The organism is uncultured Phascolarctobacterium sp. (genome assembly GCF_905212365.1).
In the GTDB taxonomy this organism is placed as follows: domain Bacteria; phylum Bacillota; class Negativicutes; order Acidaminococcales; family Acidaminococcaceae; genus Phascolarctobacterium_A.
This window is the reverse complement of record NZ_CAJMEH010000054.1, coordinates 1-15,213: the sequence shown is the minus strand read 5'-3', so window position 1 is coordinate 15,213 and position 15,213 is coordinate 1. Positions and strand designations below refer to the sequence as shown.

Here is a 15,213-nt window from a genome sequence, read left to right as displayed (position 1 = left end):
AAAGCGCCCACCACACAAACGTTAGAGCGCCGACCACAGCTTTTGGCAAAGACCCAGAAAAAACCGCCTTACGGCGGCCTCGTGGGCGGCGCTCTTACATAGCGCTTAAACGTTAATTCGCTTGCACGAGTATACAGCGTATCTCTACCTGCATTATTATACTACCATATAATCGAAGTTTTGTCAAATCATTATAAAAGCATCTATTCTATTTTACAAGATTGCACAGATATATTAATTACAACACTAGATTGTATACCAAACGCAAACAATTACCGAATTTTTCAACGCAGCTATACGTATAAAGCTATCATACAATATATCTTATGCCCTACTAAGCAATACATCAGCAAATTATGCATTGCTACAAAATAATGCAATCAGATTCCTTGCGTTCGCCAACTCCCCAAGTATAAACATCAATAATATCGTCCAATACATATACACGCAAAGAATCCACTGCTTCATCTATTAAAGCGCTGCTTTCCCTTAGCATTTTATCATATTGTTTACGAGTTAGTAAGGCTTCAAAAGCAGACTTTTGCACACGCACTCCATAAGTTTCCAAACATTTTACCATTTTATTGCGCCGCTTATTATCTACGATATCATAAATCATTAATACGATAAATTTCTTTACTTCCATTCTATCTTAACTCCAAAGGCTCGTACATTTCTGCACTATCATTCATAATAGTACTGGCATATTTCTTGCATTGCAATTTGATGCTTTCACGATAAGTATATTTGCCATCAAAATACTGATTTAAAGAACGCAACTTTTTATTATACGACTGCAAAAAAACTTTACGCGCATCCGCATCTAAAAAACACCCTTCTTCTGTACATGTAAAGGCAGAATAATCTATCATATTACGTTTCACTAAAGCCAAAACCAAGGAATCTACTAAAGGCGCTCGCCACTCTTCAATTAAATCCGAAACCAATGCTGGATGCCCTTTGCCCAATCTATGCAAAAAGCCTACATATGGATGCAAGCCACACCCTAATACTCCTGTCATTATTTCATTAAACAACATACTATATCCCAAACTAAGCATAGAATTAAACGGATCACGAGGCGGCTGCTTTGTTCTTTTCGTAAACCGGAATTGTTCTGGTACTATTTCACCTAAAGCATAAAAATATACTCTGCTAATGATTCCTTCATACCCCATCAATTTTCTGAAATCATCTGCGCTAAAAATATTTTTTCGTATAGCTAAAATATTGCGAATTGAACTGTTTACACTTTCCAGTTCCAAATTTCTGTTGTACCGGCGCAAAATCGTTAATTGATTATGTACCTTGGCAAAAACAACCTTCTTAGCAATTTGAAAATAAAGTCCATCGTTGTCCAATAATTCAAACTGTTTCTTGTGTTTTAAAACATCAACAGCGCCGTTAGAAACTAAAGAACCACAAAAGCGGCCATAGCCAGAAATCCAAGACAAAGGGATATTACGCTCCAAAAATTCTGTAATAAGCTGTGAAGAAATCTGCACACTATCTACTAAAGTTACGTCCTCAATACGCTCCAACGGAATCTCCATTAAAACCTCATTATTGCGTCCGACAATAACATGACCGCCTCTTTTATGCAAATACGCGCCGCTTTCAGTAATATACAACGATGTCACGAGCATCACCTTCTATAAATAAAATATCAATGCAACTATAAGCATACTAATTGTCCGTCCCCAACTTCGGGGTCTCTTTTTATATTATTGTCAAGTCTTATGACATTGAGATTGGTCATGAGGTTTCCGTCCCCAACTTCGGGGTCTCTTTTTATATCCCTTAACTAAAGAAGCTATTGATGGTAAGACTTATTATGTTTCCGTCCCCAACTTCGGGGGACTCTTTTTATATACAGGGAGTGCGTACGTATCCGTATGTGCTGGCGTTTCCGTCCCCAACTTCGGGGCCTCTTTTTATATGCCAACCTGTACAGAGCCAACCTGTCCAGAGCGTTTCCGTCCCCAACTTCGGGGACTCTTTTTATATACGAAGTTCATATAAAGGATACCGCAGGTACCTGATTTCCGTCCCCAACTTCGGGGACTCTTTTTATATTCGCCACCGGATTTATTATTAACTTGAGGTTATTTTTCCGTCCCCAACTTCGGGGACTCTTTTTATATTACCGACGATTTAATAATAGTTCACGTTGACCACATTTTTCCGTCCCCAACTTCGGGGACTCTTTTTATATCACAGTGAGAATTTTAAAGAAGCGCATAAATCAGCATTTCCGTCCCCAACTTCGGGGACTCTTTTTATATTTGTCCCGGTACGGTCGAAGAAGATATTCTTCACACTTTTCCGTCCCCAACTTCGGGGACTCTTTTTATATGGACGAATATTTTAAAAAATATTTAAAGATTATTAATATTTCCGTCCCCAACTTCGGGGACTCTTTTTATATTGAAAATTTTAAAGAGGCACACAGATCAAATATGGACGATTTCCGTCCCCAACTTCGGGGACTCTTTTTATATTATAATGGAAAACTATAAACCAGAAACTAACGAAAATTTCCGTCCCCAACTTCGGGGACTCTTTTTATATAGAAGACAACTGTATTTTCAACGATTATCAAAAAAATTTCCGTCCCCAACTTCGGGGACTCTTTTTATATGCCCATTACGAAACTATTATAAACGCCTTTTGTAAAAATTTCCGTCCCCAACTTCGGGGACTCTTTTTATATTGTACGAAACTATTGATGATGTAGAGGCATATTCTATTTCCGTCCCCAACTTCGGGGACTCTTTTTATATTATATTCCCAGTCGTTTTGATATGATACACAAGAATTATAAATTTCCGTCCCCAACTTCGGGGACTCTTTTTATATATGCCAATTGAGAAATTAGGAAGGAGGCGTTTTATTTCCGTCCCCAACTTCGGGGACTCTTTTTATATTCAATGGCATAAATGCTATCTGTAACGCTGTGCATTTCCGTCCCCAACTTCGGGGACTCTTTTTATATGATTAAAAAAAAATGATAACTGGAGAGGAATTTATTTCCGTCCCCAACTTCGGGGACTCTTTTTATATTAATAAATTTTAAAAAAGGGGTTGTTAATTATGGAAAATAATTTCCGTCCCCAACTTCGGGGACTCTTTTTATATGGGGATTTAAAAATGGTTCACATTGACCGCTTTGGAATTTCCGTCCCCAACTTCGGGGACTCTTTTTATATTATACTTTTGCTCGTCTTTCTTTCGGGCAATCTTACATTAATTTCCGTCCCCAACTTCGGGGACTCTTTTTATATCTTGGACAGACCTAGAAGAGGACGAATTAACGGAGTATTTCCGTCCCCAACTTCGGGGACTCTTTTTATATAAGCAAATAGCTTATCTTAAAGCATATAAGAAGTATCATTTCCGTCCCCAACTTCGGGGACTCTTTTTATATGGAAGAAGCTTTTGCAATGAATAAAGATTATTCAGCATTTCCGTCCCCAACTTCGGGGACTCTTTTTATATCCTGCCGCGTATATCCCGCTTGCGAAAAGCCTTTGCGCACCGTTTTGCGGCGCACTCATAAATTTACTTTTCACAAGCAGTCTCAACACGCGGCTCACACTCCTCTAAGCGGCTATTCAAGCCTATCGGCGCAGTTTGTCGGAAAAAGTATCCATACTTTTAATTATTTCCTGATTCAAATCGTCATAGACATTATTCCTATAGACATTCTCTCCGGTCATAATCAATAAAAATACCTTGCGCAGCTTCTGCACTATTTCTCTGGAGCTATAATAAGGCTCTGTATTTTTTAATAGTTCTTCGGTAATATCCGTAATAGTATGCGCAACCGTATTACGATGCGTCTTTTCAACGCTGCGCAAGTCCTGTAACACATTCAGTATTTGTGAATCCACCTTAGGTAAATTTTTTAAAATAACCAACATATTAGAAAAAGCCAGCTCCGTATTATCTCTAAAACCACCGTACCTTTTATACTCTTGATTTAAAGCCTGCAAAATATCCGGAAACTTATCATTAAGCTTAGCCGTATTAATCCTCCATGGCTTTAGCGAACTGCTGCGTTCACAATATAAACTTGGTTTATATATTGTTTTATTTTCCAGATAAAACAAGGTCAGTTGATAAAGGAACGGCGTCAGCTTCACGATAAATTCAGCTAAATCGCCTTTTCTTTGCCGCAGCTCCATCACCATCAAAAATTCATTAAGATTGGTGACTTCTTTTTTGAGCGATATTTTCTTTTTCGCTCTTGCAAAAGCCTTTTCCAGCTGCAGCTTGGAGCGTAAATCGGCATGCTCCAAAAGCCTGCCAGTCTCCTCCTCAAACATATTCTTATGCCGCTTATACAACGCCAACGCCGCGCTGTATTCATAACTGTTTACCAGCCCGATTAACTGATGGCGAACGCTGTAACGTGTAAATAACGACAATGGAGGAACATGACAACGATTTTCTGCGTTTTCTTCATCATCAAAATTATTTTCAATAATACAATCAATATCTTCATCATCTTTAGTAGCTGCATTTTCTCTATTAGAACCTTTAGCAAACGACGCTACCTGCACAGCCAGCACATTGTCAAAATCCGTCGCTAAAAAGGACATAATGGTTTTCATTTGCGGCGTACCGGAGCTTAAATTAAGAATAATTTTCTCTTTTGGATATTCCTTGCGCAATTCTATAAAACCATCTGCCAAAGCAACCAACTTTTCCATTTTATAGGCTTCGGTAATATCTGTTTTTATAAATTCTATCGCGCATTCCGGCGCTACCTTTTGAATAGCTTTACTATAAACCTGCCTGCGCTCTTCTTTCTCCACCATATCCTTGCTTAAAAAGATTTTTACCATTCGCGGGCGATAATGCCGAATGATATGCAGCATCGCGCCATCATGCATACCTCTGATAGGATCTGTATCCCCAGCCGGAGAATATAAGATACTCATTCGTTTCGCCTCCTTAGCATACGCACCTGAACTCCGCCCATACCTAAAGCTGTTTTGATGCCAATACCGCTATATTCCGCATAAGCGCACAGCATAGCGATAATTTTATTCGCCATAACGTTATTTTTCAATCCTAACGTATAGGTTCCTCTAAAAGCAGGTATTCTTGTGCTTTCCAAAGCAAAAGTCTGCAAACTCAAATTATAACCGGCAACAAATATCTGCTGACTTAAATCAGAAGCAAGCCCGCGCTCGTCCAGCCTGTTATTATCCGCAAAACAATTCCATTTACGTATCAAGCTGCCAAACAGCAAATGGTTTTGAGGAAAAATTACATAATTCCCGTCACTTTTAAAGCTGCAGGAAGTCATAATTTTAAGCTCAATATATTTTTCAGGAAAGTCCTGCGTAAAATATTTTTCTGCCAGACCTTCATAATCAATCGGAGGAAGCCATTCCTTCCCCAGCACCTGAACATTACTGTCCCTATGTTTTAAATAAATCTGCGCAGGCATTTCAAAAGCAGCATTTAATAATTCCTGCTTGGCGTGCTCGGTCAAAGCAGCCAAACGCCAAATCAAAGTATTTTTTTGTTTATCAAAATAGATATATTGACTATATGGCCTTAACTGCTGTTTATGCATCAAATCAGCGTAATCCTTATCGATTCTTTCCATAAGTACGCCATGCAGCAACGAACCTGTGGACTGCGGCATCTTTACGCCATCTGGTGATAGCAGCTTCAATTCCAAAATTTGTAACGCGCTCATTTTATCTTTATCCTTGCTAATCCCATCAGCACCTGCTGTCCTGCATAAGTCGTAGTTTTCAATGTTCTAGGCGAAATAAACTTATCAAGCGTCATATGTTTATGCTTCCTAAAGCCGATATCCAACAGCTGCTTAACAATCGTCATAGCTAATTTTATTTCTCCCTCCGGAGCCAATGCCAACAAAATAGTTTTACTCAAAAATCCCGTATTGCTGCCTACAAAAACATTAGCCTGTTCAATTCCGTCAAACAATTTTGAATAAGTTTTGCCAAAAGCCTCTCTCTGGAAATCCATTACAAAATCGAAATAATCTGTCACCCATTGTAAAAGCATTTCCACAGAAATTAATCCAATACACTTTGTTATTTCCTTTTCTAATTTGACCGTAAAAGAAAAACTGGTATCAGGAATAAGGCATTCCCTAAAAACGGATATTGTATTTTGCTTAGCATGACCCAAACGGTCAAAAGTCAAATCGCATTTTTGCAAAATAACTGTCGGCATGGCTTTATCAATTACAGCATCGCTCACCAATAAACCGCGCAAAACGCTATTTACCGCATTGTATTTATCCTTAGGCCTACCATTATCATATACTCTCAACCCATGCAATAATTCAACTTCAATATCGTCGGCTAATTTATTCAATTCCCGTTTCAAGAAAATTTTTTGATAATTTTGCTTGTCAGATTCAACATACTGCTGTAACACATTCAAAACCTGCCGCCAATACTTTTGCTTTACGCTTTTATCTTGCTGGAGCAAATGATACACTATCGCCGTCCGAAAAACTCCTTTCAGACTGCTTCCAGGTATATAGGCATTTCCGTCTGTAAGCTTCGTTTGGCCATTAATTTCATTAACGTTTTGCTTACTATCAGTACGCAGTACATTAACCTCAGCTTTAGCGCTGCCGCACACAACATCCTTTATATCTTCTAAATCATATCCCTGCTGTTCCAGCCAAGTCAACATATTTTTTGTTTTATTGCCGCTAACCAAATAACTTTCATATTGTGCCAGCAAATTTTTTTCAATAATAAAGCGATGCCATAACCTGTGATTAACAAAGTACACTATTTGCTTTTTAGCGTCATATAAATAATCGTTAGGCAAAAGCTTATTACCATCACAAACATTTATTGGCGTAACTACCTGCAAACACAGTTTAGCAGATTCTCGATAAAATTCTTGTTTACTGCTCATTTCGCAACCCCACAAACATGCCCAACCCATTACGATATATATTATGCTCCAATCCAGGCACTGCTTGCTTCACCAAACATCCTTTAACTCTGATTGGCAGGCAAGAACCCTCAGCCAACATATATACGCTTGCACGTTTAACGCCTGTATTAGCAGCAGGAGACGTAACAAAACCGCTGCGTTTTACTAATTTATAAGCGCCTTCTTTAACAAGGCTCACATGTTCCCGCTCCGGATGCAGCGGTGCAATGCACATCTGCCAAGCAGCTGTTTTCTCCATAAGCATTGCCGCTAAAACCTCGTCGTCTTCGTAACAGCCAGCGTTAATATCTAATTCTATTTCATCCTCTGCAAGCTGAAATTTTCCATATCCGCTACTGCGCTTGCCGCCTATACCGCTTAGCCCTAAGCTTTCAATCAAATTCTTCAATTTACAGAATGCCTGAGTATCCTCTGCTCCACAAATTAAATATAAACCTGTATTCTCTTTAAAACAATAACTAGCCACATAATATGGCAACGGTTCTTCTTTTCTGGTATTTACCTTTGTGGATAATACTGGTACTGCGAATACCGGCGCGCTATCATCAAACGGACTAGACGCTAAGAAGCGCCGCATCTGCGAAGCCCTTATGTACATAGATTTCTTTACTTTTTTTAACGCAGTAGCAGCCTGCTTCATTTCCGCAAAACTTTTAGCTTCAGCAATAGGCCGTTCTATAGAAAGTAACGGTTTTGGCAAATAAAATTGCATTCCGTCCTCTGCAGTTTTGCAATATGGCATTAGGCTTGATATCTGCATTTTTCTCTCAGCAAACATCGCAATTAAACGCTCGGCGACAGCCGGTGACTGAGCAGCGGCTTCATTGCATAACGCGCTGAAAAACGTATCGGCTGAACAGGTAAAAGTACCCTTTTCCAAGCCGCCACCATTTGCAGCGTCGCCAAAATGCACAGGCGTTAGAAATTTTAAAGTTAAAAGATAATATTTCATAAAGCACTGCTTCCTTCAAACAATTCCTGATATCTCTCGGTATTAACCTGAATGTTGCCAATTTTAACGATAGTAAAATCAGCTAAGCTGACTCTGCCATAACCGCGAGACCCATGCCCGCCTAAATAATCTATCTGTAAAAGCTGTAAACCTTCTGCCAAAGTTTTCATATCCTGATCAAGTTCAGACTGATTTTCTATATTATAGACTAATTTAAAATCAAATTTCACTCCTGCCGGAACTCTTTCTATTTGCCGAGGATTAGCAACGCCAGTAGTACGCTTAATAGCATTTTCAAATTTTACTTCGCCAATATAAGTATCCGTATCGATATTTTTACCGAACAATTCTTCCGTATCCTTCGTAATAAACAGATCAAAAAACTGCAAACGAGCAGGACAAGCAAACTTTTCACCGCTGCTGCCAAAAAGTCTTTTTATAATTTCATTATCCTCATCAACTGTATGTAATATATATCCTTGGCAAGAGTTCTTAGCCAGCAAGGTACGCAGCTTACCTTTAACCGTGCTGCCAGGAATAATAGGAGCATGCGTTAAGGTATCGCGAATAAAAGGACTATCCACTGCTCCTATCGGCGCGTAATCATTGCCGCCGCCAATATGCATACCCGTTTCTACCCTTAAAACGGCCTTAATTAACATCTTACCCAACAAAGCCTTTTGTTTGCCGCTTACATTCATATCCATAATCAATCCTTACCTCCATAATATTTATGAAATGCCACTAACGCTTCAATATACTTACAGAACTTTTCAAATGCAACAATATTATCACCGATATGCAGAATTTTTTCCTCAAGCTTAGCTTTCTTCACAAAATCCTCTACAGGACCTACATATTTGCCACTTTTTTCTCTACCCACAAGGTAAAAAGCGCTCACCTTTAAAAATTTAATTTCCGCAGCTAAATCGGCAGGTAAAGTTTTTACACCAAATTTTTGAGAACAATAAACATCTACTTTATTACGAACTACGTTAACCGCTATTAAAAACTTTCTTATCTGCGTAGTTTTTAAAGCTATATTATCATACTTATCCTTTATTAAATTTTTTATAACCGCTTCAGCTTCATCTACAGGATCATAATTTGCATTATACGATGACTGTTTAACGCCACTAACTGGCACCTGTGAACCGCGTGCATCCGACGAACCTTTATCCATTTGCTGCTTTAATCCTGCCCTTGCAAAAGCGCTGCCCATAACATTGTTCTTCAAGCCCATACTTAATCTTCTCCCTTCTCGCGCAAATAATAAATTAATAAATAAAATGCTGTTCTCAGCTGTTTACAATCTTCATTATTACGTATCCACTTATACATTTGTGTATGAAACTCATTGAATACTGGTATCAAATTTTTATTTTCCCTATCAGGCTGCAGGCGCCCTAAAGTATAAGCAAAACGAGCAATATTAATACGTTCTTCCTTTATTATACTCTCCAGCATTTCCAACATTTTATACAACATGGATTTCCCTATTTTTAACTTATTGTTGTCCTCACCATAAAAATCCAGATGTCTAAGCAAAAAATCAAGCTTTTCCCGACAAACATTATTTTCAAACACAGGCCACTCGTAAACGTGCTGACAGCAAATTTCAGTTTCTTGCGTAGTTTTTTCCGTATCAAATCCAAATAATGCAATACTATTTTTATTAACCATACTTTTGGCCGCATCTTCTAATTTGCCGGTAAAGTCTGCCATTTTACTTATCGGATAGCTGGAATTATATAATGCCAACCCAGCAGAAAACGTCAGCTTACCGCCAGTAAATCTATCGAATGCTTTACGGATATCAACTGCTGTTTCCAACAAATCGTCCCATGCTCCTACTAAAAAAACATCGTCGCCGCCAGAATATACCACATGGACTTTACGCGCCGCAGTCTTTTTATTTCCAAAGATACTAAAAGGCAGCACTTTATTCTGGTCAAAGCCCTCCAGCTCTCCGCTACAAATTTTCTTAACAGCTAATTTAAAAAACATACTTAAATTTTTTGACATATCAGCATAACGTGACAACGTAGCATATTTCAGCTTATCGTCTGCCGCATAATCTATAAAGCCTCCTATAAAAGCTGCACCCAAGTTATCCACGTCAGCACGCAGTACTCCTAAACGTTTAATACCCGTTTCGCCATTACCGCTTGCTTCTGCTAATTCTGCAAAATCTAAAGCCTTACCATTATCTTTCTTAGCGGCATAATCAGCCAGCCATAAACGAGAAGCCAACAAATTACCAGTCACAGCTTTATTTTTACTATATAAACGCAATAAGCCCGACATTCCTTCTAAATCGGCCTCAACAACAGTACGTAAATAAAGCTTTTTCTGATAGCCAAATACCTCTAAACTATCGGCAGATTTTTCACTGCTAATTGCAAAGTCAGAACGATTATATATAATCTGTTCTCCTAATTTATATAAACCTATACATAGCGGACAAACAGCCCCTTCGCTGATAACGCTGTTTTCCAATAATTCCAATGCAGAGGAATGGCATACAGCGCACTCTCTGCTATGATCTTCATTACTAGTCTCGGCAAATAAATTCTGCAGCGTATCGCCATCGTACCGGCATATTTTATCTCTATTCAACTCCTTGCTTACCGCTGCAAAAATATTTCTCTGCTGTCCGGATTGCATAATATTTTCCGCTGAACATTCAGCAAAACCTATCGCCATATACAAAGCTACAGAAAATTTTTCTAAAAGCCATTCATTGCAAGCTTTTTGTACATCTTTTAGTATTTGCCTAGTCGCAGCAGTATTAGCCGCCAAAAGATAAAAATGCCCGCCTCCGGAATAAAGTAAATTAGCTCTGGATAAATTTAATTTTAATAAGAGTTCATCAATAAAATTTTCCATTAATAACTCTAAATAAAAAGAACGGCCTCGTAAAGATTTTAATGCTCCCTTAGACGGTACTGTATAAATAAAATTCTGGATGCCTGACATATCTCCCGATACTAATAAATATGATTTTTCCTTACGAAAGTTTTGATTATCAGCAAAGCAATGTTTTTTATAATTCAGAATACCTTTTTCACAAAAATAATGATACAGACAAGAAGCTATTGCTGCGGTAATCTTGGAATGCATAAACAGCGAAATATCGCAAGCTTCACTTTTATTCGTACTGGATGGAATGTAGCTTGTTAAATCTTCCATAATACGCAAAAGCTCATTATTCTGCATTTTATCTATAGCAGCACGTTGGAAATTACTGGTAAACGTCTCTACTATATCCTTATATTTATCATCTGACGCTAAACATAGCTCTTTCGTAGGATAATTAAAATTGTCAGATGGATCAAGACCTCTTAAATAATGCTTGCCAACAATGCCATTGCTCTTCCCACCAAAAAGGTTGAAAATACTTTCTAAACATGATTGAGCATCAAAACCTTTAGTTTCTCCTTCAACATCTCTCCTATCAGAACCTGCTGCAATATTATCTGCTTCATATACAATATAGCTTAAATCATTGTCGTTTAATTTGGCAGTTTTCAAAGACGAAGCATGATGATACTTAATACACTTAACCAAGTTCCTTGTTTCTTCATTTTGCGGTAAAAATTTACTTATATATTCCGCTCCTGCCTGATAATGATTACCCAGGCTATGATCTGCGCGAATACATACTTTACCAATATCATGCAGTAAGGAACTTTTTATCAAAATATCTAATTCATTCACTAATATTCCTCCCTCGTATAATATATTCAGAAGCAAAAGTACAGCTTACGTTAAATTAACATATTTAGGTAATCGGCTTAGCCAAGCCCATGATATAATTGAATTACACATCACTCACGATGTATTATTAATTCTCTAAGCTCCAAAAAAGTCCTGCATAGTCAGATAAATTGTTTATACTATAATCATTTAAAACCCCTAATTTTTTCGCAACAATCAGAATATCAATCTCATCAGTTTCATTCAATAAAAATGAAATAAAAGGAAAAAGCCTTGCTCGTTCACGACATAAGTCGCATAGGAGCAAGGCTTGAATTTTTTATTTTTTAATGATGGAACAGGCGCAGGCCCGTGAAGGCCATAGCGATGCCGTATTTATCGCAGGTTTCGATAACATTATCGTCGCGGATGGAGCCGCCTGCCTGCGCAATATATTTTACGCCGCTGCGGTGCGCGCGCTCGATATTATCGCCGAAGGGGAAGAAAGCGTCGCTGCCTAAAGCCACATCCTGCAGCTGAGCTATCCAGGCCTTTTTCTCCTCGCGGGTCAAAGGCTCCGGCTTTTCCGTAAAGAAGTTTTCCCAAACGCCGTCGGCCAGCACATCCTCATAATCGTCGGAAATATACACGTCGATGGTGTTGTCGCGGTCGGGACGACGAATGCTGTCCTTAAAGGGTAGGGCCAAAACCTTAGGATTCTGGCGCAGCCACCAAATGTCCGCCTTATTGCCGGCCAGGCGGGTGCAGTGTACGCGGGACTGCTGTCCTGCGCCGATGCCGATGGCCTGTCCGTCCTTCACATAGCAAACGGAATTGGATTGGGTATATTTCAGTACGATTAAGGAAATCAATAAATCGCGGGCAGCGTTGGCAGGAATTTCCTTATTCACTGTCGGACGTTTTTCCAGCAAGGCTTCGGTAATCTTCGCTTCGTTGCGGTCCTGCTCAAAGGTAATGCCGAAAACCTGCTTGCTTTCCGTCAGCTCCGGTTTGTAATCCGGATCGATTTTAATAACATTGTAGGTGCCCTTGCGTTTAGTTTTCAAAATAGCCAGCGCTTCCTCGGTATAGCCGGGAGCGATAACGCCGTCGGAAACCTCGCGGGCCAGCATAGTTGCCGTTTCCTTATCGCAGACGTCGGACAGCGCCACAAAATCGCCGTAAGAGCTCATGCGGTCTGCGCCGCGGGCGCGGGCGTAAGCGTTAGCCAAGGGCGACAGCTCCAAATCGTCCACATAATAAATTTTTTTCAGCGTATCGCTCAACGGCAGGCCCACGGCGGCTCCCGCAGGGCTGACATGCTTAAAGGATGCGGCGGCGGGCAGGCCGGTAGCCTCCTTCAATTCCTTAACCAGCTGCCAGCTATTAAAGGCGTCCAAAAAATTAATGTAGCCCGGACGTCCGTTAAGCACCTCGATGGGCAGCTCCTGTCCATTGGCCATGTAAATACGCGCTTTGGCCTGATTGGGATTGCAGCCATATTTCAAAGCTAATTCCTTCATTAAATATTCCTCCTCATCGTTTCTGAATTACCGGCAAAAAAGAAAAACCGACGCACTGGTACAAAAAATTGCCCAGACGGTCGGCTGCACCGGTCATACTCCCCTGTGGTGAACCACTTCCGTCAGTTATATGACCTACTGATAAAATTATAAAATCTCACGATATTTTTGTCAATATTTTACACGCCCGTACCGTCAAAGCAAGGCACAAAATCCTCGCAGGCCGCCTCTCCCTCCTGCACAAAGCCGTCCTCGATGGAGCTGGCCATTAAATAAGCTTCCGCCTCCGCGTATTCCTCGTCCGTTACCTTGCGGTTGATTTCCGGATAGTCGGCGGCGCGGCCGCAGGGAATGTACTGGTGCATCAGGCTGAACAAAACCTGACCCGGCTTAAAGGTTTTGGCTACCCAGTCGATAACCCGCTTGGTGTTATCGAGCATACCCGGCAGAAGCAAATGGCGGATCACCACGCCCTTGGTCAGCAGGCCGTCGCCGTCCAGATCGTAATCGCCAACCTGCCTGTACATTTCCTTAATCCCTTCGGTAGCAATGCGGAAGTAATAAGGCGCGTTGCTGTATTTGATAGCCGCCATATCGTCGGCATATTTCAAATCCGGCAGATAAATCTGCACCTTGCCCTGCAAACGGCGCAGCGTATCCTGAGCTTCAAAGCCGCTGGTATTGTACACCACCGGCACTGGCAGCGGCGTGTCCAGGCTTTGGATAATCGCTTCCGTGAAATGGGTGGGCGTCACCAGATTGATATTATGCGCCCCCTTGGCAATCAGCTCCTGATAAATTTCCCGCAGACGCGCCACCGTAATTTCCTTGCCAAAGCCCTCGCAGCTGATATCGTAATTCTGGCAAAAAACGCAGTGCAGATTGCAGCCGCTGAAAAAAACCGTGCCGCTGCCGCGAGTGCCGCTGATGCAGGGCTCCTCCCACATATGCAGTCCGGCGCAGGCCACAATGGGCTGCATACCGCAGCCGCAGCTGCCGAACATTCCGTTAGTATCGGCCATATTTTCCGGTCGGTCAACGCCGCAGCGGTGCGGACAAACGTAACAATAGGTCATCGTAATCATCTCCCAGAGTTAATTGCATATTTTGCCGGCCCAAGCCAAAATTTCTTCGGCATACTTTATAGCCAAATCAGCGTCTTCCGCTAACAATTCTAAGTCGTTAGGATAACGAACAGAAATTCCATAAGGTGTTAATGAAGCAGCACAATCATAGATTCTATCAGATATCTCAACCATATTTTTTATCTGTTGAAGCAGAAAAATAAGCTCATGCCTTTTCGGCAAACCACCCTGCGCACCTTTGTAGACAATTATAGCTTTTATCGCTTTTTCGGCGCACTGTTCACAATGATAGCAAATAATCTCAACTGGCTGCGGCTTCATAGCTTGTAAAAATCTTGCTGCTTCTAAATCACGGACTGCATAATTCAGCCATTCTTGAAAATCATTTGCCATATACAAGTACTCCTTTTCTTGCAACCTCGTTTTCAACTGTAAGACTCAAATTTTTTCGGCTATTAAAACGGTGTTCTTTATTTACTATTATGTCTACCGCGCGATTGCCTATCCCTATAATTGCTTTATATGCCTTAGCAGTCAAAGACAACATTCGTTCATCAGTATCATCCTGCACAACGACATAAAAATCAAAATCGCTATCTTCTTTTTGCTTGCCTTCAGCAAAAGAACCAAATAAATAAATTTTTGTGGGATTGAGAGCTTTAACTATACTTTCTTTTAATTTTTCTATTTCCTGATTCTCTTGAAGATTTGTACGCACGCCAACACCTCCCACTAATTTTAAATTCCAGCTGATTCACCAAAACCATTTACAGCTTCTTTATACTAAAATTATATTATCTCCGTATTTTTTCGTCAACTTTTCTTCAGCAGCCGCTGTTTCTGTTGTAGAGGTTATTGAGTTCAGGTTTACAATAATTCGCACAAAAAAAGACCGAACCCCGCTCGTCTCAGGATTCAGTCCTCGTTATTATTAAAAGTACTTTGTCATTTTCTGTGGTGTGGTCGCCCCTTTGTCAGTTACTGTGGT

At 40.2% G+C, this 15,213-nt stretch carries 13 protein-coding genes, 1 CRISPR repeat array and 1 riboswitch; all 13 genes read right to left on the bottom strand.

From position 1 onward, the window contains the following. Window positions 1-364: 364 nt before the first annotated feature. Entirely contained in the window at window positions 365-646 is a 282-nt protein-coding gene (cas2, locus tag QZ105_RS08370) for a CRISPR-associated endonuclease Cas2 (protein ID WP_293729467.1), read from the bottom strand. Between the two features lies 1 nt (window position 647). Further along, a complete protein-coding gene (gene cas1, locus QZ105_RS08365) occupies window positions 648-1,646 on the bottom strand; it encodes a CRISPR-associated endonuclease Cas1 (RefSeq protein ID WP_293729466.1) in 999 nt (332 codons plus the stop codon). Between the two features lie 45 nt (window positions 1,647-1,691). Further along, a CRISPR array of direct repeats spans window positions 1,692-3,498; the repeat unit is 34 nt; unit sequence TTTCCGTCCCCAACTTCGGGGACTCTTTTTATAT. A gap of 122 nt (window positions 3,499-3,620) precedes the next feature. Then, window positions 3,621-4,946, bottom strand: coding sequence for a hypothetical protein (locus QZ105_RS08360; RefSeq protein WP_293729465.1), 1,326 nt, complete (start codon window positions 4,944-4,946; stop codon window positions 3,621-3,623). Beyond that, a complete protein-coding gene (gene cas6 / locus QZ105_RS08355; RefSeq protein ID WP_293729464.1) occupies window positions 4,943-5,716 on the bottom strand; it encodes a CRISPR system precrRNA processing endoribonuclease RAMP protein Cas6 in 774 nt (257 codons plus the stop codon). Before cas6 ends, QZ105_RS08360 begins: the two co-directional genes overlap by 4 nt. Then, a complete protein-coding gene (gene csm5 / locus QZ105_RS08350; RefSeq protein WP_293729462.1) occupies window positions 5,713-6,924 on the bottom strand; it encodes a type III-A CRISPR-associated RAMP protein Csm5 in 1,212 nt (403 codons plus the stop codon). Before csm5 ends, cas6 begins: the two co-directional genes overlap by 4 nt. Further along, the gene (gene csm4 / locus QZ105_RS08345) at window positions 6,914-7,918 is read right to left on the bottom strand and encodes a type III-A CRISPR-associated RAMP protein Csm4 (RefSeq protein WP_293729460.1); all 1,005 of its coding nucleotides are present in this window, start codon (window positions 7,916-7,918) and stop codon (window positions 6,914-6,916) included. The genes csm5 and csm4 overlap by 11 nt, the downstream gene beginning before the upstream one ends. Beyond that, the gene (gene csm3, locus QZ105_RS08340; protein ID WP_366936026.1) at window positions 7,915-8,619 is read right to left on the bottom strand and encodes a type III-A CRISPR-associated RAMP protein Csm3; all 705 of its coding nucleotides are present in this window, start codon (window positions 8,617-8,619) and stop codon (window positions 7,915-7,917) included. Before csm3 ends, csm4 begins: the two co-directional genes overlap by 4 nt. An 8-nt stretch (window positions 8,620-8,627) precedes the next feature. Continuing rightward, window positions 8,628-9,161 carry a type III-A CRISPR-associated protein Csm2 gene (csm2, locus tag QZ105_RS08335; protein ID WP_293729456.1) on the bottom strand — a complete coding sequence of 178 codons (534 nt, stop codon included), beginning with the start codon at window positions 9,159-9,161 and terminating at the stop codon, window positions 8,628-8,630. A gap of 2 nt (window positions 9,162-9,163) precedes the next feature. Further along, a complete protein-coding gene (gene cas10 / locus QZ105_RS08330) occupies window positions 9,164-11,638 on the bottom strand; it encodes a type III-A CRISPR-associated protein Cas10/Csm1 (RefSeq protein ID WP_293729455.1) in 2,475 nt (824 codons plus the stop codon). Between the two features lie 326 nt (window positions 11,639-11,964). Beyond that, window positions 11,965-13,140: a phosphoribosylaminoimidazolecarboxamide formyltransferase gene (locus tag QZ105_RS08325; protein ID WP_293729454.1), complete on the bottom strand. Its 1,176-nt coding sequence runs from the start codon at window positions 13,138-13,140 to the stop codon at window positions 11,965-11,967. Between the two features lie 63 nt (window positions 13,141-13,203). Beyond that, window positions 13,204-13,280, bottom strand: a riboswitch (ZMP/ZTP riboswitch). A gap of 39 nt (window positions 13,281-13,319) precedes the next feature. Then, window positions 13,320-14,216 carry a 4Fe-4S cluster-binding domain-containing protein gene (locus QZ105_RS08320; RefSeq protein ID WP_293729453.1) on the bottom strand — a complete coding sequence of 299 codons (897 nt, stop codon included), beginning with the start codon at window positions 14,214-14,216 and terminating at the stop codon, window positions 13,320-13,322. Between the two features lie 18 nt (window positions 14,217-14,234). Next, complete coding sequence (locus tag QZ105_RS08315) at window positions 14,235-14,618, bottom strand: HEPN domain-containing protein (RefSeq protein WP_293729452.1); 384 nt, start codon at window positions 14,616-14,618, stop codon at window positions 14,235-14,237. Next, window positions 14,608-14,943: a nucleotidyltransferase domain-containing protein gene (locus tag QZ105_RS08310; protein ID WP_293729451.1), complete on the bottom strand. Its 336-nt coding sequence runs from the start codon at window positions 14,941-14,943 to the stop codon at window positions 14,608-14,610. The genes QZ105_RS08315 and QZ105_RS08310 overlap by 11 nt, the downstream gene beginning before the upstream one ends. Window positions 14,944-15,213: the final 270 nt, after the last annotated feature.

Excerpts from the sequence above, each read along its gene's own strand:
- cas2 (WP_293729467.1), bottom strand. The coding sequence starts at position 646 with ATGGAAGTAAAGAAATTTATCGTATTAATGATTTATGATATCGTAGAT.
- cas1 (WP_293729466.1), bottom strand. The coding sequence starts at position 1,646 with ATGCTCGTGACATCGTTGTATATTACTGAAAGCGGCGCGTATTTGCAT.
- QZ105_RS08360 (WP_293729465.1), bottom strand. The coding sequence starts at position 4,946 with ATGAGTATCTTATATTCTCCGGCTGGGGATACAGATCCTATCAGAGGT.
- cas6 (WP_293729464.1), bottom strand. The coding sequence starts at position 5,716 with ATGAGCGCGTTACAAATTTTGGAATTGAAGCTGCTATCACCAGATGGC.
- csm5 (WP_293729462.1), bottom strand. The coding sequence starts at position 6,924 with ATGAGCAGTAAACAAGAATTTTATCGAGAATCTGCTAAACTGTGTTTG.
- csm4 (WP_293729460.1), bottom strand. The coding sequence starts at position 7,918 with ATGAAATATTATCTTTTAACTTTAAAATTTCTAACGCCTGTGCATTTT.
- csm3 (WP_366936026.1), bottom strand. The coding sequence starts at position 8,619 with ATGAATGTAAGCGGCAAACAAAAGGCTTTGTTGGGTAAGATGTTAATT.
- csm2 (WP_293729456.1), bottom strand. The coding sequence starts at position 9,161 with ATGGGCTTGAAGAACAATGTTATGGGCAGCGCTTTTGCAAGGGCAGGA.
- QZ105_RS08325 (WP_293729454.1), bottom strand. The coding sequence starts at position 13,140 with ATGAAGGAATTAGCTTTGAAATATGGCTGCAATCCCAATCAGGCCAAA.
- QZ105_RS08320 (WP_293729453.1), bottom strand. The coding sequence starts at position 14,216 with ATGACCTATTGTTACGTTTGTCCGCACCGCTGCGGCGTTGACCGACCG.
- QZ105_RS08315 (WP_293729452.1), bottom strand. The coding sequence starts at position 14,618 with ATGGCAAATGATTTTCAAGAATGGCTGAATTATGCAGTCCGTGATTTA.